This is a genomic window from Novosphingobium sp. MBES04, assembly GCF_000813185.1.
GTDB lineage: Bacteria > Pseudomonadota > Alphaproteobacteria > Sphingomonadales > Sphingomonadaceae > Novosphingobium > Novosphingobium decolorationis.
Map to the genome: position 1 here is coordinate 2,861,811 of NZ_DF850488.1, position 17,990 is coordinate 2,879,800.

General features: G+C 60.7%; 21 protein-coding genes and 1 pseudogene. 12 read left to right on the forward strand and 10 right to left on the reverse strand.

Features of this window, described 5'->3' with window-relative positions:
- Positions 1–35: 35 nt before the first annotated feature.
- The 8 genes and pseudogenes from MBENS4_RS12765 to nhaA form a co-directional block, all read left to right on the forward strand.
- A pseudogene (locus MBENS4_RS12765) lies at positions 36–527 on the forward strand (IS3 family transposase); the annotation flags it as partial.
- Complete coding sequence (locus MBENS4_RS24160) at positions 493–996, forward strand: SLC13 family permease (protein WP_084592072.1); 504 nt, start codon at positions 493–495, stop codon at positions 994–996. The pseudogene MBENS4_RS12765 and the gene MBENS4_RS24160, both read left to right, overlap by 35 nt.
- Positions 997–1,017: 21 nt before the next feature.
- The gene (locus MBENS4_RS12770) at positions 1,018–2,067 is read left to right on the forward strand and encodes an SLC13 family permease (protein ID WP_052322254.1); all 1,050 of its coding nucleotides are present in this window, start codon (positions 1,018–1,020) and stop codon (positions 2,065–2,067) included.
- 220 nt (positions 2,068–2,287) lie between these two features.
- Positions 2,288–2,476 carry a hypothetical protein gene (locus MBENS4_RS12775; RefSeq protein WP_052322255.1) on the forward strand — a complete coding sequence of 63 codons (189 nt, stop codon included), beginning with the start codon at positions 2,288–2,290 and terminating at the stop codon, positions 2,474–2,476.
- Between the two features lie 82 nt (positions 2,477–2,558).
- Complete coding sequence (locus tag MBENS4_RS12780; RefSeq protein WP_039391172.1) at positions 2,559–2,744, forward strand: hypothetical protein; 186 nt, start codon at positions 2,559–2,561, stop codon at positions 2,742–2,744.
- Positions 2,741–3,112, forward strand: coding sequence for a hypothetical protein (locus MBENS4_RS25420; protein WP_144400909.1), 372 nt, complete (start codon positions 2,741–2,743; stop codon positions 3,110–3,112). Before MBENS4_RS12780 ends, MBENS4_RS25420 begins: the two co-directional genes overlap by 4 nt.
- A 48-nt stretch (positions 3,113–3,160) precedes the next feature.
- A complete protein-coding gene (locus tag MBENS4_RS12785) occupies positions 3,161–3,397 on the forward strand; it encodes a hypothetical protein (protein WP_052322256.1) in 237 nt (78 codons plus the stop codon).
- Between the two features lie 121 nt (positions 3,398–3,518).
- The gene (nhaA, locus tag MBENS4_RS12790) at positions 3,519–4,826 is read left to right on the forward strand and encodes a Na+/H+ antiporter NhaA (RefSeq protein WP_255352660.1); all 1,308 of its coding nucleotides are present in this window, start codon (positions 3,519–3,521) and stop codon (positions 4,824–4,826) included.
- On the opposite strand, the gene MBENS4_RS12795 is transcribed toward nhaA, so the two are convergent.
- From MBENS4_RS12795 to MBENS4_RS12810, 5 genes are all read right to left on the reverse strand, one after another.
- Positions 4,751–5,629, reverse strand: coding sequence for a transglutaminase family protein (locus tag MBENS4_RS12795; RefSeq protein ID WP_039391173.1), 879 nt, complete (start codon positions 5,627–5,629; stop codon positions 4,751–4,753). The genes nhaA and MBENS4_RS12795 overlap by 76 nt on opposite strands.
- 6 nt (positions 5,630–5,635) lie before the next feature.
- Positions 5,636–5,902: a hypothetical protein gene (locus tag MBENS4_RS12800; RefSeq protein ID WP_039391174.1), complete on the reverse strand. Its 267-nt coding sequence runs from the start codon at positions 5,900–5,902 to the stop codon at positions 5,636–5,638.
- A 131-nt stretch (positions 5,903–6,033) separates the two neighbouring features.
- A complete protein-coding gene (locus MBENS4_RS25820; protein WP_159108060.1) occupies positions 6,034–6,210 on the reverse strand; it encodes a hypothetical protein in 177 nt (58 codons plus the stop codon).
- An 11-nt stretch (positions 6,211–6,221) separates the two neighbouring features.
- Entirely contained in the window at positions 6,222–7,517 is a 1,296-nt protein-coding gene (locus MBENS4_RS12805) for a glycoside hydrolase family 130 protein (RefSeq protein ID WP_039391175.1), read from the reverse strand.
- On the reverse strand, positions 7,510–9,639 hold the full coding sequence (locus MBENS4_RS12810) for a glycosyltransferase family 4 protein (protein ID WP_340140836.1): 2,130 nt from the start codon (positions 9,637–9,639) through the stop codon (positions 7,510–7,512). Before MBENS4_RS12810 ends, MBENS4_RS12805 begins: the two co-directional genes overlap by 8 nt.
- Positions 9,640–9,665: 26 nt before the next feature.
- On the opposite strand from MBENS4_RS12810, the gene MBENS4_RS26680 reads away from it, so the two are divergent.
- On the forward strand, positions 9,666–9,812 hold the full coding sequence (locus MBENS4_RS26680) for a hypothetical protein (protein ID WP_242404889.1): 147 nt from the start codon (positions 9,666–9,668) through the stop codon (positions 9,810–9,812).
- An 18-nt stretch (positions 9,813–9,830) separates the two neighbouring features.
- On the opposite strand, the gene MBENS4_RS12815 is transcribed toward MBENS4_RS26680, so the two are convergent.
- From MBENS4_RS12815 to traA, 3 genes are all read right to left on the reverse strand, one after another.
- Complete coding sequence (locus MBENS4_RS12815; protein WP_144400910.1) at positions 9,831–10,262, reverse strand: hypothetical protein; 432 nt, start codon at positions 10,260–10,262, stop codon at positions 9,831–9,833.
- Positions 10,263–10,614: 352 nt separating this feature from the next.
- Positions 10,615–11,316, reverse strand: a complete 702-nt coding sequence (locus MBENS4_RS12820; RefSeq protein ID WP_039391178.1) for a DUF6118 family protein — start codon at positions 11,314–11,316, stop codon at positions 10,615–10,617.
- A gap of 9 nt (positions 11,317–11,325) precedes the next feature.
- A complete protein-coding gene (gene traA / locus MBENS4_RS12825; protein ID WP_039391179.1) occupies positions 11,326–14,175 on the reverse strand; it encodes a Ti-type conjugative transfer relaxase TraA in 2,850 nt (949 codons plus the stop codon).
- Positions 14,176–14,346: 171 nt separating this feature from the next.
- Here traA and MBENS4_RS12830 point away from each other — a divergent pair, with 171 nt between their 5' ends.
- The 3 genes from MBENS4_RS12830 (at position 14,347) to MBENS4_RS12840 (ending at position 15,808) form a co-directional block, all read left to right on the forward strand.
- Positions 14,347–14,676: a conjugal transfer protein TraD gene (locus MBENS4_RS12830; protein ID WP_039391181.1), complete on the forward strand. Its 330-nt coding sequence runs from the start codon at positions 14,347–14,349 to the stop codon at positions 14,674–14,676.
- Between the two features lie 16 nt (positions 14,677–14,692).
- Complete coding sequence (locus MBENS4_RS12835) at positions 14,693–14,905, forward strand: conjugal transfer protein TraD (protein ID WP_039392373.1); 213 nt, start codon at positions 14,693–14,695, stop codon at positions 14,903–14,905.
- A 315-nt stretch (positions 14,906–15,220) separates the two neighbouring features.
- Positions 15,221–15,808 (forward strand): hypothetical protein, encoded by a 588-nt coding sequence (locus MBENS4_RS12840; RefSeq protein WP_052322258.1) that lies wholly within the window; start codon positions 15,221–15,223, stop codon positions 15,806–15,808.
- Positions 15,809–15,936: 128 nt separating this feature from the next.
- On the opposite strand, the gene MBENS4_RS12845 is transcribed toward MBENS4_RS12840, so the two are convergent.
- Positions 15,937–17,289, reverse strand: a complete 1,353-nt coding sequence (locus MBENS4_RS12845) for a DUF2384 domain-containing protein (protein ID WP_039391182.1) — start codon at positions 17,287–17,289, stop codon at positions 15,937–15,939.
- A 230-nt stretch (positions 17,290–17,519) separates the two neighbouring features.
- Entirely contained in the window at positions 17,520–17,852 is a 333-nt protein-coding gene (locus MBENS4_RS24785) for a YnfA family protein (protein WP_084592074.1), read from the reverse strand.
- Between the last annotated feature and the right edge of the window lie 138 nt (positions 17,853–17,990).

The following is a 17,990-nucleotide window of genomic DNA, read 5'->3' on the forward strand; positions in this document are numbered from 1 at the left end:
ACGGTTCGGGGAGGGGAAGCGCTCATGCGCTTCCTACTCCACTCCACACCTGGGTCGGCTTCGTCTATGTCGCCTTCGTGATCGATGCTTATGCGCGACGGATCGTGGGCTGGAAGGTCAGCACGTCGGCCACCGCCGGCTTCGTCCTCGATGCTCTGGAGCAAGCTATCCATGCCCGCAGGCCCGGCCCGGACGATGGTCTGATCCATCACAGCGACAGGGGCGTTCAATATCTTGCCATGAACTACACACAGCGCCTCGCCGAAGCCAATCTCGTCCCATCGGTCGGGAGCGTGGGCGACTCCTATGACAACGCCTTGGCCGAGACGATCAACGGTCTCTACAAGGCCGAGGTCATCTGGCGCCAGCGTTCCTGGCCAAGCATATCTGCGGTGGAAATGGCGACATTGCGCTGGGTGGATTGGTTCAACAACCACCGCCTCTTCGGCCCTATCGGCTACATCCCACCGGCCGAGGCAGAAGCAAACTACTATGCGGCCCTCGAAACCCTCGATATGGTCGCCTGACTCAAACCAAACTGCCTCCGAAAAACCCGGGGCGCTTCATCTTCTGTTCTCGCTCGTGGTCGGTGGCCTCATGAGCATGTTCGTGAATGACACGCCGGTGCTCGTCCTGACCATGCCGATCATGATCAACCTGGCCATCCGCGCCGGCATACCCGCATCGAAAACGCTGATGCCGATGAATTGCGCCATCCTCATCGGCGGAATGGCAACCACGATTGGAACCTCCACCAATCTGCTGGTGGTTTCCATCGCAGAGGATCTTGGCCTGCCCAGGTTTGGCATATTCCATTTTACCGATGTGGCGCTTCTCGCCGCCCTGGTTGCGCTGCCATACCTCTGGCTTGTCATGCCGCGTCTGCTCCCTGCCCACAGTGCGAGTGACGAGCAGTTGACCCGTCGATTTCGGTCCATGCTCTTCCCACGGGAAGCTTCGCCTGGAATCGGCCAATCCCTGCAGGCTCTGCGCTAAAGGTTCGATGGGGCGCTTGAAGTGGTCGGAGCTGTTCGCAAGGGCAGCTTGCAGACCGATTCTAGGTTCATTGTAGAATTTGGCGATGCCATAGAGGTCGAGGGCACAAGCGCCGAGTTGCAGGAACTCAGTTCGGCGATGAAAATGCCTCTAGTGCGCCCGGCAATGATGGAGACCATCGAGACCTTTGCCGGAGACAAGGGTGAAGGCCAGGTGATGGCGGAGCTCGTCATTGGAGCGGATTCCTCGCTCATCGGGCAGACTATAAGATCAGCACAAGTCATCGACCGTTATGGCGTTGCAATCATGGGGCTTCATCACCCGGAACAAGCATTTTTCCCTGGCAGGTCCAGGGCCGATGCTGAACGCCTGGAAGTTGGCGATGTGCTGTGGGTACAGGGCGGCAGCGCTGCGTTGGAGCAAATCCAGATAAGCGAAGGCACAATGATACTCGAGGGCGCAGCGGAAATTCCGCGTACGGCGAAGGCTGGCCTTGCCTTGCTGATATTTGCGGGAGTTGTCCTGCTTGCGGCGCTGCATCTTGTCCCCATTGCAGTCGCGGCCCTTGCCGGATCGATCGTCATGCTAGCGACGGGACGCGTGAAGTTCGATCGGTTGGGCCAGGCCTTGAGCGCCAAGGTTATCGTGCTTGTCGCTGCCAGCATCGCGCTTGGCCGGGCATTACTGGAAACGAGCGCAGCGGAGTGGCTTGGCAGTTCGCTTGCGCTTGGGATGCAGGGCTTTCCAGGAGCGGTAGTCCTGGCGATCATGATGGCCTTTGCGACATTGCTCACCAATTTCTCGTCAAACACAGCGGCTGCAGCGGTAGGCGCGCCCATCGCGGTGAGCCTGGCCGAAAAGCTTGCCATACCGGCGGAGGAGCCACTTGTTCTTGCCGTGCTGTTCGGTTGCAACCTGTGTTATGCCACTCCCATCGCCTACCAGACGAACATCCTGATCATGAGCGCGGGCGGGTATCATTTCCGGGATTATGTGCGCGCCGGGCTGCCCCTTGTCCTGCTGATGATTGGCACGCTTTCGGTGTTGCTGGTCTGGAAATACCAACTTTGAGAAATATGGCCCATTCGAGCCCTTCGTAGGAGAAGGCGCCCCATCGTCTCAATATTCTCACTCCGACCTTGTTTTTTGCGGCGGCGCACTCCATTTCACAATAGCTACCTGTCGCGAACGACGGTGACTGGCGTAAGCGAAACGCCTCTTTCCTTCTTTTACGCCTTTAGCTGCGAATGCAGCCAATCAGGGATCTTCCAGAGCGGAAGGAATGCGCGTGATGACCCAGCACGGGAAGGTCAGCCACTACAATGATATAACTGGCACGGGCTTCATTGCACCCGAGAAGGGTGGCGGCCCCTTGCCTTTCAGGTGGGCCGATCTCCAGGACAAAGCTCAATTGCCGAAGCAGAATGACCGCTACGGGTACAATACGCAATCTAACCATGATGCGAAATTTGCGCCGTGAACCTGAAGAAGGCCTGATCAGAGGTAAACTCGCCCGGCGGGAAATCCCCCATTGGGTGTCTCCAACCAGGAAAGGAGCAGTGATGGATCTCAATCAGCTTTACGCCAACCATCAACGTGCCCTCGTCAATGCGCGGCGGTCGGAGGGGCCCGAAGATCGGCAGACTTACTTTGATCTGGTGGAATATTATGCGAAGCGCATCCGCCAATATCGGCATGACGCCGGCCTCCCCGCGATATCATTGGAAATGAGAGGCGTCGGGCGATGAAAGAGCAATCTCCCGGTTTTCCCTTCGATGCGGAACCTCCGGCGGAACTCGTCGAGAGACGCGCCGCACTTACCTTTCAGGAACGTGAGATCTCTGCGCTGGAACGGATTTCCGATCAGCTTGCCTTGTTGAAGGACATGTTTGCCGTTTGTCGCGAGCAAGATCCCCCGGCAGTGACATCTACGTCAAGCCGACCACAAGGATTTCGGGAAGGTGCGGTCGAAAGAAACGCGCGCAGTCCGCACGAGCCGGATATCCCAGCCGGGATCACAGCGAGTACCGTGACGAACTACCGGGTCGGTTCTTACAATTATACGGACCTCGAGCTCGCAAAGGCTGAATTGCAGCGCCAGCGATCTGCCCGATAGGCCAGTTTCAGTGACAGTCTCCGCACCAGGAACGAAAAGGAAACGAAAATGGAAGCCGAAACAACCGAGCTGGAGCGCAGAGTACTCGCGCATGCCCGGATTCTTCAGTCGTTGATCTGCTTTCTTGCAGAGAGCCAGCCCGAAATTCTCGAGCGCTTGAAGTCAGCCTTCGGCTCCGGCCATAACGTCGGGGAATACGAGCAAGACTACAGTTCAACCGAACAATATGGCGACATGTTCGTCAGGATGATCGAAAAGGAAATCGCTCGCGGTGTGCCTCACTGATTGCGCCCTCCGCTCTTGACCTTCCGACGAGGCATGGAACATTATCGATAAGAACAGGAACCAGGGTCTTCCGATCGAAGTCGCCGATCGCGTAACCAGGCCATTTGCGCGCTTCCTCAAGATTGAGGCTGCGGCAGGGGGACTGTTACTCCTTTGCGCCATGGTCGCACTGGTGTTGGCCAACTCGCCCTTGTCCGCCCCTTTCCTGAACTTCTGGAAGATGCCGATAGGCCTTCAGGTGGGTCAGCTGGATTTCACCCGCTCGTTGCACCATTGGATCAACGATGCCTTGATGACCTTGTTCTTTTTCGTCGTCTCGCTCGAACTCAAGCGGGAATTCGCTCTGGGCGAGCTCCGCAATCCGAGAGCTGCGGCCTTGCCCTTTCTGGCCGCGCTCGGCGGCATGGCGGTTCCCGTCTCCATCTATCTCGTCCTCATGACCGGACAGCCCGGTGTACACGGCTGGGGAACCGTGATGGCGACCGATACGGCCTTTGTGATCGGCGGCCTTGCGCTGTTTGGATCATCCATACCTGCGCAGTTGCGGATATTTCTGGTTTCTCTGGCGATCTTCGATGACGTTGGCGCCATATCCGTCGTTGCGGTCGCATATGGTGAGACACTGAACTTCGGTGCGCTTGGCCTGGCAATGCTTGGTCTTGGCGTTGTGGCGATTTCCGCTCGCATAGGAATCAGGAGCATCCCGGTCTATTTTGTGCTCGGCGGAGGCATCTGGCTATGCTTCGATGCCTCCGGTCTTCATGCGACAATTGCCGGCGTAATTCTCGGCTTGATGACCCCCGCCCGCGCGTGGGTTGAGGATGAGCGTCTACGTTCCATCATAAGTAAATTGACGGCCTACCCGACTGGCGAGCATTGGAGCGGCGACACATCGGAACGCCTTGATCTGAGGGAAACCGGGCGTGCGATCGAGGAATCGCTCTCACCCTTGGAACGCCTGGAAATGACGCTGCACCCTTGGGTCGGGTTTGCGGTCATGCCGATTTTTGCACTGGCCAACGCCGGCGTGGCATTTTCGAGAGTCGATCTGGACCAGCGGGTCTCCGCTGCCATCTTCGCGGGCCTGGTGGTCGGTAAGCCGGCAGGTGTGCTGCTGTTTGCCTTGTTGGCGGTGCGCTTCCGTGTCGCGACGCTCAGCGCCGAACTAGACTGGGTATTTCTGATGGCGGGAGCCTTTCTGACGGGAATCGGCTTTACGATGTCCATCTTCATTTCGAACCTGGCTTTCCCGTCGGCGGTACTGTCGGCTGCCAAACTGGGTGTCTTCGTGGGCTCGGCGACATCCGCGATCATTGGGCTGCTGATACTATTCTGGTGGACGTCCAGACGAAATCAGGAGCGAATGTCCGGCGAGGCGACGGAGACCTCGACGTTCATCGCATCCACCAGTCCAGACAAGCCCACATAGGTTCCGGCGACCGGAATCGTTTGCCCGATTTCGCGGGCCACTGCCACAGGCACGAGATTGGCCCCGCCAACACTGCGATTGGTTGGATCGAAGGCTATCCAGCCGGCACCCGGCACAAAGACTTCCGCCCAGGCGTGCGTCGACCCGGCCCCCGAAGTGCCGTCCAGAGTTTGATCCGGATTGTGGAGATAGCCGGAAATGATCCTCGCCCCGAAGCCGAGGCTTCTGGCCGCTTCGACAAACAGCACAGCAAAATCCCGGCACGAGCCCCAGCCGCGGTTCAAGGTTTGCTCTGGCGACTGAGTACCCTCATCCTCGCGCGACTGGTATGCGATCCACCCGGTCACGCCAGCGCTCAGATCCTTGACCATGGCCAGTGTATCGGTCGGATTGCCACCAACGAACGCCTGCGCCCAATTGCGCAATCTGCTGTCCGGATCAGGATAACTCTGCACGGTCAGGGCACCGAGGTCGGTCCATTCGTCGTCAGCGTAGAGGAAGGGGTAGGAAATTGCGGACGCCGCTATGTCGAACACGGGCCATGCGGCCGCTTCGAGTTGCACGCGCGCGGAGCTTTCGATGACGAGCTCGTCGGTCAGGTCCGCGAACACCGCTGTCGCGACGGCATTCCCGAAGACGTCATGCGCCCAGGACACCTGAGCTTGCGGGAGGACCGTGAGATCGAATGTCTTGAGGCGGACCTCGCAGCTTTCGCGCGGCCGAAGCATAAGCCGGTGCGGCCCGAGCTGAACCGGCACCTGATAGTGGTAGCTTGTGCGATGCCTGATGAGCAGTTCCTCCATGAGCTATCAAACGTCCGCGAAACCGCGATCCGGATTCTCGCTGAAACTTCGTAGGTCGTGGTCGTCGCTCCGCTGCTGCCGCACGTGCATGATTTCGGCGATCGCGCGTGTGCGGCGCTTTCGAGCTTCCCGCCGTTCTGCTGCCGTCGCTTCATGCCCCCAGGCGATTGCAGCTCTCAGAGCCACAATCCGGACGTTTTCGAGCGGCTCGCTCTGGGCGCGTTCCCATTGAATGGCTTCCTGTGCGCGGCACTGGTCGGATGTAAGTTCCATTGGAGGTCCTTTCCTGGACGGTGAGCATGGATCGGACTCAATTGTTCATGGCAAGTCTGGCGCCGAGTGGCCCGGCCGCTTGCACGACAATTGGCCAGCCCGGCTTTCAATCAGAGGTTCCAGGGAGCGCCTCAGAATGCGATCTCTCTTCGCTTCGCCTCGGCAAGCGCATCGGCGAGCTTCGAATAGCGATAAGGCCCAACCAGATAAACTGCAGCGGGCACGCGCGTGATGCCGTATCGCTGCATTGCTTCCAGTTCGGCATCGCTTGCGTCCTCAATCGGGTGTGCTGTTGGATTGTCGGTCATATTTATTCCTTTCAAGATTTCAGAAGTTCGAGCAGCGCTGCAGTCTCAACGGTTGCGAAGGTCGAAAAGGTGTCGGAGATGGCATAGGGAAGCACGATTCTGCCCTCCAGTTGCATGGCACCGCAGGTGTACACGACGTTCGGCACATAGCCTTCGCGTTCGGATGCCGCCGGCTGGATGAGTGGTTGGCGGGATCGTCCAATGACCTTGGAGGGATCCTCCTTATCCAGCAGCACGGCGCCGATCGAATAGTGTCTGACCGGGCCGACACCGTGCGTGAAGAGCAACCATCCCTCGTCCAGTTCGATAGGCGAACCGCAATTGCCGATCTGGATAAACTCCCAGGCATGCGCAGGCTGGAGGATAGGCTGGCCAGGACCCCATTCATGCAAATTGTCGGAATAGATGAGGTAGAGATTTTCGTTGTCGTGGCGCGCTATCATCGCGTAGCGCCCGCCAATCTTCCGAGGGAATAGCGCCATTCCCTTATTGCGTGCGCCTACACCTTTGAGCGCCGCCATGCGGAATGACACGAAATCCTCGGTTTCGAACAGTTCAGACCTGATCGCCTGGCCGCTATAGGCGGTGTAGGTCGCGTAGTAGGTTGTCTTGCCCTTGTCCTGGAAGGCGACGAAGCGCGCATCCTCGATACCATTTGCCTGATGCTCTGTGATGGGAAAGATCACCCGCTCGGTAATCTCGCTGGCGGGATCGAAGGCGAGCTCCACCCGATCACCAACTCGCGCGGTAATTTCGGGAACACTCGCAAGGCGCTCTGGGGCATCAATCGTAACGGTACCATCAGCCGCGACATTGCCGGTCCGGAAGGTCAGTGACGAAATGTGGCCTTCGCCCACTGCCCTTGCGCTCAGGATGAATCGGCCTCCGGTGGTGCCTAACTGGTCTGGATGCGGAACAATGCTTGGGTTGAAAAGCGCGGCTGCCTCGAAGCTGTATTCATTGAGGAAATAGGCGCCGATCAACTGATGCCGCGCTTCGGATAACGATGGATCGCAAGCAAATGCGCCGGACATTTCTGTCGCTCGCCGATCGAAGATGTCGAGCAGGTTCCGATGTCTACCTTTGAAGTTCGCGAGCGTTGCCGCCAGCAAGGTTTCGACGCCTGTTTCATCGAGGGCGAGAATTCGCTCGAAGATGCGGCAAGCTCGCGACTTGTCGATCCGGTTCAGGGCTCTGGGCTCGGGCGCAGGCTCGAATGGACGCAGCACCACGCGCGCGGGATCCGGCCTCAGGTGCAGCGTCTGGCGATTGAAGAACGGCGTCGTGCGCGTGGTCGTTTCATGCATCGGCACGGTCCAGACAAACAGAGGGTTCAGGGCTGTGGCCGACCGACACGGTGTCGCTGCGGGTCATCGCTTCAAGGGCACGCATGTCCGCCAACCCCAGCAGATAGGACAAGACGGACTCGGCGCCCCGGTTTTCATTCGCGCGGTCGGGATGAAGGCCATCTCGGCAACTCCCGGATTCGATATCGACCAATGCAATGGCGAGATCGTTCTCACCCAGGAACCAGGCGAATGCCCGCCTTGCCTCTTCCGGCCACGGCGCTGCCGGATCGATTGCATTCGCAGCCACGCATGCAGCAATCGTTGCGCAGGCTTCCAGCGGCTGCTGGTCGAACAGATGGGGGGGCGCGCGTTGCCGCATAAACCCCATCGAGCCGACAGGCCGGAAATGGCCTTGCGGAGCCGTTTGAACCTGGATCAGCCAGCGCAGGCTGCGGAGCCCCGCTTCGGTGAAATGGGTGATCCGCGTCGCCTTGCCGGTGCGGATCAACGCTTCACACAGACGGGCATTGTCATAGGTCAGCCGGTCTTCGAACCAGATCCATGCAGGCGTTTCGGTCGCAATCAGCAGGCGCTCAAGCCGCTGACCCAATTCTCCACGCCGTGTGTCAGCGTTCCTGTCCTTCGGGCAAGCCGCGCAATAGTGGTCGAGTCCGAGCAGCGTGAAGGCCCACGCCCGCGGAGACGTGAAGGCCATGACCTTTTCCAGCGCTTCGCTGAACAAGTGCCTGGCCCAACTTGCTCGTCCCGGGTCGGAAGAGTGCCGGGCACAGGCACCGAGCGCCCACAGCGTGCGACCGTGACTGTCCTCGGACCCGACCGACTCCAGCCATTGGCGGTTGAACCCCATGAAATTGCGAAACCGCCGTTCATCCGGGTTCCAGGCATGCTGGACAAAGGCAGCTAATCGCTGGGACATGGTTTCTGCAAAGGACTCATCCAGTCCGTTTGCAGGAGTGCAGCACAGCAATAGCCCCCTGGCATTGTCATCGATGCAATAGCCGTGATGGCGATCCGGGATTGAGAACACTGCGTGCTGGAACATTCCGGTGTCGTCGCACATGTCGATGAGATGCCGCGCAGACGCTGTCGGAAGCATGCAGTTAGCGGTCAGCAAATGCGTCGGCGGCGAAACGTCTGCCAACGGAGTTGTCGGCAGAGCCCGGCGCGCTGCGCCAAAACACTGGACATACCGCTGCGCCGTATTCGCCCAGATCATTGGGCGACTGGCCGCATAGGCCTTTTTTGCCATGTCCAGACGCGCTGAGACGTCTTCGAGCAGGCCAGCGACAGCGCGGCCCAGACTCGCCGGATCGCCGAATGGCACCAGGACTCCCGAGCCGTCTTCGAGCAGTTCGGCGGCATGCCAATAGGGGGTAGAGATGACGGGCCGGCCCAGTCCGTGGGAATAGGCCAATGTGCCCGACGTCATCTGGGCCTCATCCAGATACGGCGTCACATAGAGGTCGCACATGGCGATATGGTCGAGCAGTTCGGGGCGATCGACAAACCGGTTCAGGAACACAACGTGATCTTTGAGCCCTAGGGCTTCGACCTGCCGGACAAGGCTTTCACGGTACGCTTCCCCGGCTTCCCGCAGAAGCTGCGGATGCGTCGCTCCCATCACCACATAGAGAGCATCGGGCGAGCGCGCGATGATCGCTGGCATCGCCTCGATCATCGTTTCGATACCCTTGTTCGGGCTGATGAGACCAAAGGTCAAGATGACATTGCGGCCCGAGAAACCGAGCCTGTGCTTCGCTCCCAGCGTGTCTACGAAGGGTGCGTCAGGAATGCCATGGGGAACGACATCGATCTTTCCGGGATCGGCGCGATAGGTTTCGACGAGGATGTGCCTGCCCTTGCGCGCCATGACGACGAGGCGCCTCGATGCAGCAACGATTGCTTCTGTGACCTCGCGTTGATCATCGCTTGGCCGGTCGAGAACGGTGTGAAGCGTAGTGACCAGCGGCACCTTCAACGCCGCAATGAAGTCGAGAATGAGCTTGCCGGCTTCCCCGCCGAATATTCCGAACTCGTGCTGCAGGCAGACGACGTCGAAACCCTCCCGATTTATGAATTCGGCTGCATTGCGATATTGCTCCGGATCATCCTGGTCGATCCCGAGGCGAACCGAGGAGGGTAGTCATGGACGCTTCCGGGGTCGCGCATGACGATAATGGCGGTTTCGGCAACTCCGGCCGAGGATCGGAGCGCCAGTTCAAGGTCAGTCGTGAATGTCGCTATGCCGCAGCGGCGCGGCAGGGCGTTACCGACAAATGCAATCCGGAGTGAGCGCGCTGAAAAATCGTCTCACAGCTTTCCTTTCGGCTTCTTCATCAACTCACTGACGGGAGATACCGGCGGCTTGGGGCCAGTTTTAGGCTTTTCGGCCTTGGGTTTGCGTATCACACGATTGCTGCGCTTCTGCGATTTGGCCATCTCGATACGCCCGCCTTCGTTTTCCCAAGCGGCCAGGCCGGGGATCAATCCAGACGGCTCGTTCGCTTCCGACGCCATCTGGGCATCAGAACTGTTGGCATGGATATAGGGACGGTGAGCGTATGGATGTTCTTTGAGCAGTTTTTGAAACATGTTCAGCTTCCGCCGCAAGGGTTTGATCTTTGCCGCATTGTTAGCTGCAGCGTGCTGCATGAGCGTAACTTGTTCATTTTCTAGGATTTGATTGAGGCACATGGTGCGCACTCCCACATCAAGCGGGGGCGCGGTCGGTCCCTCGGTCACACATGGCTCGGAAGATTTTTATGTGATGGATGCTTGTAGCATACTTCGCGCGGACCGCTTCACGAATTCGTGAGCGGGCATCAGTTCTCATTTGGAACGAAAGCTTGAGGGTGGCCAAAAAACATTTTCCGCTTTCCGGCGCATCAGCCGCCCGCGCAATGACCGTCTCTAAGGCGCGAAGCTGACATACCTGTTCGCCGTCCGGAACGTCCGCTATCCCAGTGAGCGCTCCCGTAAGGAGACATTCCGGAGCGTCCAACAAAGCGGTCGTCACAGCGTGTCGTCGAGAATGTCCGCATTCCTCGGGCGGCTTCCCCGAACCTGACTGTCGCGGATGTCCCAAGGCCCGCCCTTATCTACCGTCCGTCGAACTCATGTGGATAGGGCAGGTGGCCTTGCTCTCCGCTTCCTCCGCCTTCGTCGCGCAATCGGCGAACTTAGCGCGCTCCTCGTCCGGCAATCGCAGGAAGTGAGCCACTTCCTCCCAGCGCTTCTCATCGTAGACCTGCATAAGGCGCTCGCCAGCAGTCCAACCGTCGCGCTTCATGGCTGCCACAGCAGATTTTTCGCGCCAATGCCAACGGTCCGGTACGATATCCAGGGCGACGCTGGGGGCAAAGAACATCAGTATCGCGCCTATCACGAGGCCTGAACCCAACATGCAAAGGAGCACCTTTTCCTGTTTGTCTGCCTCCCGAGCTGAATAGACGACTTCACGGATCGAGTTTGCCTCGACGCTCAACTCTTGCCGTGCCCGGGTCCAGGCGACTTGCTCTGCCTGCCGCGCTTCTTGGGCAGCCGCTTTGATCTGGCTGTTTACACGTTCGGGCGTCAAGGTCATCGCAGGCTGACCCTTCAGGGATTGGACTTCCTTCCCGAGTTGATTGATCCGCTTATCGATTCCGGCCAGATCCGCGCTGTAGTCGCGCTCCTGCAGGTGATCGAAGCGCGCAGCAAAGCCATCGATCGCCGCCGACATGCCGGCAAGACGGCGGTTCATGGCCTCGAATGCCTCGGCAGCGTCGAGCTCTTCGGGTGGGTGGGTTTGTGTCATGCGCGAAGGCTACCGCTCAAGCCCGCGTGAGCGCGAGCGGCTGATCCAATCCTGCATATCCCGAGACAGGGTACTGCCTTCGCGGGGCTTGAAGCCCAGCTCATAAGATCTCCTGTGGAGCCGGGATTCCAGCTCCGGGTCGCGATGGAAGCTCTTTGACAGATAATCGATTCGCTCGGCAGCCCGTTCGGCACCAAGCGGATCGCCCATCTTCTGCATGCGCAGGAACTGGCGGGTGCGGATCTGCCATTCTTCGATGAAGCGATCGGCGCGCTCATCGGCCGCGATACGGATCTCGCTTTCCAGGCGCATGGCCTGGATGGCGCGCGCGCTTTTGCCCTGGGCCGCCTCGTCGATCAATGACGGGTCCTTGCCCATGGCGGCATACATGTCCTCCGCCGCGTGCGGCCGCTGGGCATCGAGGCTTTTGGCTGCGCGATCGAGGGCGTGCACCTGGCTGATAATCGGATTGAGCCGCTGGCGCTGCATCCGGTCGATGTCGCGCAGGGCCCGCCCGTAGCGCGCGACGGCGGCGTCGAGTGGCTGGGCGTGTTGAACGGCTGGCTCCGGCTGCACCTTGAAGCGCATCCCAGCAAAGGGATTGCGCCGAACCTCGGGTTCGCTCTTCGGCGCAGGTACTGGCTCGGGCTTAGGCGCCTGCTCGGGCGCGCGAGTGTAGTCGGAGACCATGTCCTTGCCGCGCTCACGGCTGAGCGCGCGGACAAGCCGACTGCGCTCGGCAAAGTCGTCCTTGCCGTAATGCAGGTCGACCTGCGTGCGGTGACGCGACAGCGCGACATAGGAAGCATGCCGATCGAGCCCTGGGGTTGCCAGCACATGGACCCGGTCGATGGTCATGCCTTGCGACTTGTGGATCGTCGCCGCGTAGCCGTGATCGACGTGGGCATAGTCCTTCAGGTCGAAGGCAACCGACCGCCCGTCATCGGTGCGCACGCGCATGCTGGCGGCGCTGACATGTTCGACGGTGCCGAGCGTCCCGTTTTTCACGCCAAGGCTGCGTTCGTTCTTCAGGAACATGATCCGGTCGCCCGAGGCAAATGTCCGCTCGCCGCGCTCCACTGTCAGCCCCACGTCCTGACCCAGCATTTGCGCGACGCGCAGGCGATTGCGCGCGGCCTCGTTGAGTTCGCGCACTTCATCATTGGTGTGCGTGAGAATGATCCGGCTGGCATCGGGATGCGCGTGCCGATCTGCGTCCCAGCGCTCGATCAGATTGGCGCGGGCTGCTTCGCGCGTCTCGGCGGCATGAACATGGCCCGCGTCCTCGTACGCGGCGAGCGCTTCGCCGGTTCGCCCGGTGGCGAGCTGACGCGTCGCCTCGCGCTGCCATTCTTCGGATTGCCGACGAATAGTGGTGATCTCGACCGCGCCGTGCCGCTCGGCGATACTGCGGAAAGACGCTCCTGCCTCGATCGCCTGAAGCTGTTCGGGATCGCCGACAAGCACGACCTTGGCCCCGCGCTTCTCCGCCTCGCGCATGACGCGCTCCATCTGGCGCGTGCCGATCATGCCCGCCTCGTCAATGACAAGCACGGACTTGCTGGTCAGCAACTTGCGCTCCTGGCCCCACTGGTGTTCGAGGCTGGCGAGCGTTCGGCTGGCGATGCCCGAACCCTGTTCGAGGTTCTCGGCTGCGATCCCTGAGAGCGCTGCGCCTTGGACCGAGTAGCCCGCCGAGTGCCACGCCTCACGCGCGACCCCGAGCATCGCGCTCTTGCCGGTCCCGGCATAGCCGATGACATTGCTCATCCCGCGTGCATCGGTGACATGCTCAAAGGCGCCGCGCTGCTCGGGGGAGAGCACCATGCCGCGCGCCTCGGCGCGCGTGAGAGCGCGGTCGCGATGCCGGTCGGGCACACTGTGATGGCGCTCGGCATCGAGCCGGACGGTTTGCCGCTCAAGCCGTTGCTCGGTCTCCAGCATGGCGCGCGAAGTGAAGCGGTCTTCGCCGCGCCCGTCCTTGCCCAGCTTCACCAGCTCGGGCGAGGCCTTCACCACGGCCATCACCTGGTCGAACTGCTCTTTTCCCTCGCTGTGGCGGTGGACGAACATGGCAAGGTCACGGTTGGTGAACGTCGACTGCTGGTGGGTGATGGCATCGAGCGCGATGTGCGGGGCCGCGAGCAGCTTTTCGCCATTGGCCCGTGCAATGGCGTGGTGCTCGTCGAGGCGTTCGCTTTCGAGGCCTTGGTCGACCATGCGCGAAGCGGCAGGGCCGATCTTGTTCTGCGGCTCCAGCTCGATGCCCTGCGCCTCCAGCGAGCGGTGATCGACCCGCGCGTCGATATCGAGTTCGGCCAGCCGGGTGTTGACGTGCTCAGCCCAGGCTCCGCGCCAGTGCGTGAGCAGCTCTGTCCGGTTCCAGTCGCGCACCTTCGCGCCGAAACCCTCTTCGCTGACTTCGCGCAAACCGAGCATCACATGGGCGTGTGGCTTGGCGAGCCCATCGGGCCCCATGTCCCAGTGCACATTGAGATCGGCGACCATGCCGCGATCGACAAATTCACGCTTCACGAAGTCGCGCGCCAGTTCGATGCCATCGGCCTGTTTCATTTCGCGCGGGATGGCGAACTCGACTTCACGCGAGAGCTGCGCGTCCTTACGCTTCTCGGCGGCCTCGACGTCGTTCCACAGCCGCTCGCGGTCATGCCATTCGTCGGGTGCGTGTTCAGGGAGCAGGACTTCGGAATGGACGACGCCGGCCTTGTTGGTGAAGTCATGGCTGCGCTCTAACCGCTGGTCGTGCAGCCGCGAGGCCGAGCGGTAGGCGGCGGCAGCCACGGCCGACGATCCGGCGGCGCGGGAAATGACTTTGGCCGAGAAGTGGTAGATCGCCATGGCGACATACCAATTACCCCTGAAAGCGCACGTCGGCACGACGTATAAGCGCGCCCTCGAACGATTTCATCGCACTCGGGAACACGAAATCCCAGAGGATTTCACGCTATTGAGGGGGGCTGAGACTCCCGATAGCGCAATGGTCCGACTTCCTCAACGAAAGGACGGACCATGCGCAAACCCAAAGACTACGATGCCGAGCTGAAGGCGCTGACCGACAAAGCGAAGAAACTCAAAAGCCGCAAGGTGACGCAGCTCGGTGAGCTGGTTACCGCGACCGGCGCCGATGCTCTCTCGGCAGAAGAACTGGCGGGCGTTCTGCTCGATGCTGCCAACAACACAGCGGCAACCCAAAAGGAGGCCTGGCGTAAACGGGGCGCGGCATTCTTTTCAGGCGCAGGGAAGACAAAGACTCGCCACCGAACTGGCAGCGAGCCGCGCGGCGCTGCAGCGGAACCAAGCAGCGCGCAACCGCTGTTCGATGGGCCAGGCGCGGCATGACACACGCGAGTGGCAGGTGAAGCGGCGCGAACGAACCCGCCAGCTTATCGAGCTGGGCGGGCTGGTCGTGAAAGCCGGACTTGTCGAGCTGACCGACGATGACCGCGCCGTAATCCTTGGCCTGCTTGTCGAAGCCGCCGCCAAGCTGCGGAGCGAGGATCGCGAGCAGGCGCTGACGCTGTGGCGGCGAAGGGGCAAGCGGGCCTTCGCCCAAGACGCCATCACGTAGGCATCAGACGCGCACCAAACGAGCCACAACTGAACCGGCCTTGGCGTAAAGATTCGCGTCTGGTATCGTGCAAGGGCGCTGCGCAAAGGGCAGCGCCGGGACTGGTAATCCCGCAGATCGATCAAGCTCGGAAGACATCGTTTTCCGGGGTGCCGTCGCGTATGTCCAAACCTTCGGGTGAAAGGCGGCGGCGCATGTGATCTGCATGTTACCAGCTCCGGCGGCTCCCGCGCCAGTGTGCGGGAGTTCGGGACTGGTCCGCATGATGTCTCGTCTCTTCCGCTCCACCGCCAAGATGCGGACCCGGAGGTGCCGATGGACAGCTTTGTTTCTGTTGCTTCACCCGATGAGATAGCCGCTGTTTCTGCAGCGCTGCGTTCCTTGCCAAATGACAATTCCGCGCTCGCCGCGCTCTGGAAGATCTACGGTGCACAGCCCGTTCGATTGCTGCGCACCCAGGAAGGCCGAAGCCTTAGCCGGGCGCGCTACGAACGGGCGCTGGAATTCATGCACGGGCTCGAACCCAATGGCCGGAGCGACTGGCCGTATTTCCTCTATACTACCGGGATCGTGACGCAGCTGGCACTATCCTCGCATCTGCTCGATGTGGGCTTTCCGGACAGTTGGTGCGCGCGGCATGTCGGCCTGCATGTCGACCGTTCGCTGGCTTACGCGAACGTCACGGCTTTCGGCTATGATTGCCCTGAGACGGAGCGGTTGATGCAGGTGCTTTCGCCGTACTGGAAATGGAACCGGCAGAATGTGGCTGGCGGGCAGCTACCGGACGATGGCGGATTTACGCCGGACACGGTTCGTGCGTTGGTCTGCGGGCTCGTAAATCATGTGTGCCATGTGACGGGGCATGCGCGATCGCGGGGAAGGGCACGGGGCAGGCCTTCTTGATCCTGGGAAAACAGGCGCGGAACGGTTCTGCTTTGCGCCCTTGCACTAACTGTCCGTTGACAGTCAAGTTGGCCTGACAAACCGGGAACATCCAAAGCTTTGCCGCGCGTGCGACATGGCCACGCCGGTCATTGCCGAAGGTCGGCTACGCCCAATTCTTCCCACATCCAGGCAAAGCTGTAACCGGCCATCTGCTCGTTGCCGGATTTGGCGGTCCCGTTCTCCAGGTACTTCAGCCATTCCACCACCTGTGCGCGCCCGGCTTTGGTCCTGACCGCCTGCCGCGGCGTCTTGTCACCTAGAGCGGGGACCGGTTCGTCGAGGACCTGTCGGTATTGTCGGTCCATCATGTCGCGAACGATGCGCTGCATCTCCGCGGCAGGGATCTCCGGCTCGGCAGCTTCGTCGCGCTCCTGCCGTTGTTCCGCCATCATCTGGGCAACGGTGCGGATCTCGGTCAACGGTGCCTGCACCAGATCGCCCAGCAAGGGGATGAAGAGTTCCCGGGCACGCTGCGCGCGTTCGGCGCTGTTGACCTCTATCGTCAGGAAGCGTCCCGCCAGCTCGGCATTTCCAAGGATCGTCGAACCATCGTCCATGGTCGATGCCAGAACTTGCGCGCCGGGCTGCGCGGGCCGCTGGAATTTGACGCGCTTGTCTTCCAGCCAATTCCAGAATTTGGCGGAAGCGGGCGACAAGGTGGGCAGGGTCTGGAAACGGGCCGCGATCTGCTTTTGTGTCACGCCTTTGGGCAACGGGAAAACCAGGCGATGGAAGAGAATATCATCGCCGTCGCTGTTGACCAGATCGGGCATCGGCGGGCCCATGACACCGGCAGCGTCCAGCAGCCAGGTCGAGGTGATCACGGGCGCGCTGTGGCGCAGCAGTACCGCGCGGTCGGTTACGTCGAAATCAAAGTCCGGGTCGGGCTGGGCGCCGATCTTCGTAAAGCCATCGATCAACTGCTCGCTGCCATCCGGACTAAATGCCAGCAAGGCTCCGGAAATGACGCTGCCGCTTCGGCTGACGATCAGGCGCGTGGCAATCCGGTCCCAGTTGTGCAAGCTGCTGCTCGCGCTGCGTTCCTCAACGGTGACAGGCTCGCCGCCCTGAAGCAGGTCGCGCAGACGCATCGACTTGCCTGGCACGATGTCGCTCACTTCGTAGAGTGACATCGGCGTCTGACGCAGGGCCTTGATATAGGCTTTGACGGAGGCCTTTTCGTTCCAGCCACGCCGCTTCAGGTAATCGTCGGCGAGATTTTCGCCATCGAACTCGCGCCCGATCAGGTCTTCGAACGCGCAGCCCCACAAGGGACCTTCCCAGTGCGGGCCAACGATGTCGAGCAGTTCGTCGAAATCGACATCGAGCTCGTCGGCTGCCGGTCCGAAATGTTCGCTCAGACACCCCTCAAGCCGTGTCTTCCAGGGTTCGCGCCCAGCATATTTGATCAGGCCGGACAAGTCGTGGATGGCGCGCAAGGGAAGAGCTCCTTGAGATGGTTCAATGGCACGAGCTTGCCGAGCCAGTGGGTCATATACGGCAAGTGAATTCGCAGCGACAGGTCACGCACGCTTGGCGAGAAAAATGCGGGCGGAGGAGTGATTAGCAGGCGCCCTTGTCGGGCGCTCAATGGCCGATTTGGCGGGCTTGGCAGCGGCCCGTCCGCTATCCCTTGCCGTCCGGCTCGGTCAGTAGCCCGAATCGGTGGCTAGTTGCCGTTCACTGCGCGCGGGCCGAAGAAGATGATGGCCGTACCCACCAAACAAACGACAGCCCCCAGTAAGTCCCAGCGATCTGGCTTCGCTCCTTCCGCAAGCCACAGCCAAAGCACGGCCATAGCAACATAGACGCCACCATATGCCGCATACGAGCGGCCAGCCTGATCAGCAGATGGTAAGGTCAACAAATAAGCAAATAGGCAAAGAGACGCGACGCCCGGGATAATCCAAAGCGGCGACTTTCCCAGGCGTAGCCACGCCCAAAACGCGAAGCAGCCTGCAATCTCAGCCAAGGCAGATCCGATAAAAGCGAAGGCGGTCATGCCACTCCTATCGCAACACCGACTTATGTTCGCAACGGGGCGTGTGCCGAAATTCCGCTACGCGCCCATCCAAGCCATTCGAGTGGGAAAATGGCCTGCCAATGAGCGGTCAGTCCGTTTATGACCGGGGCTGGGACA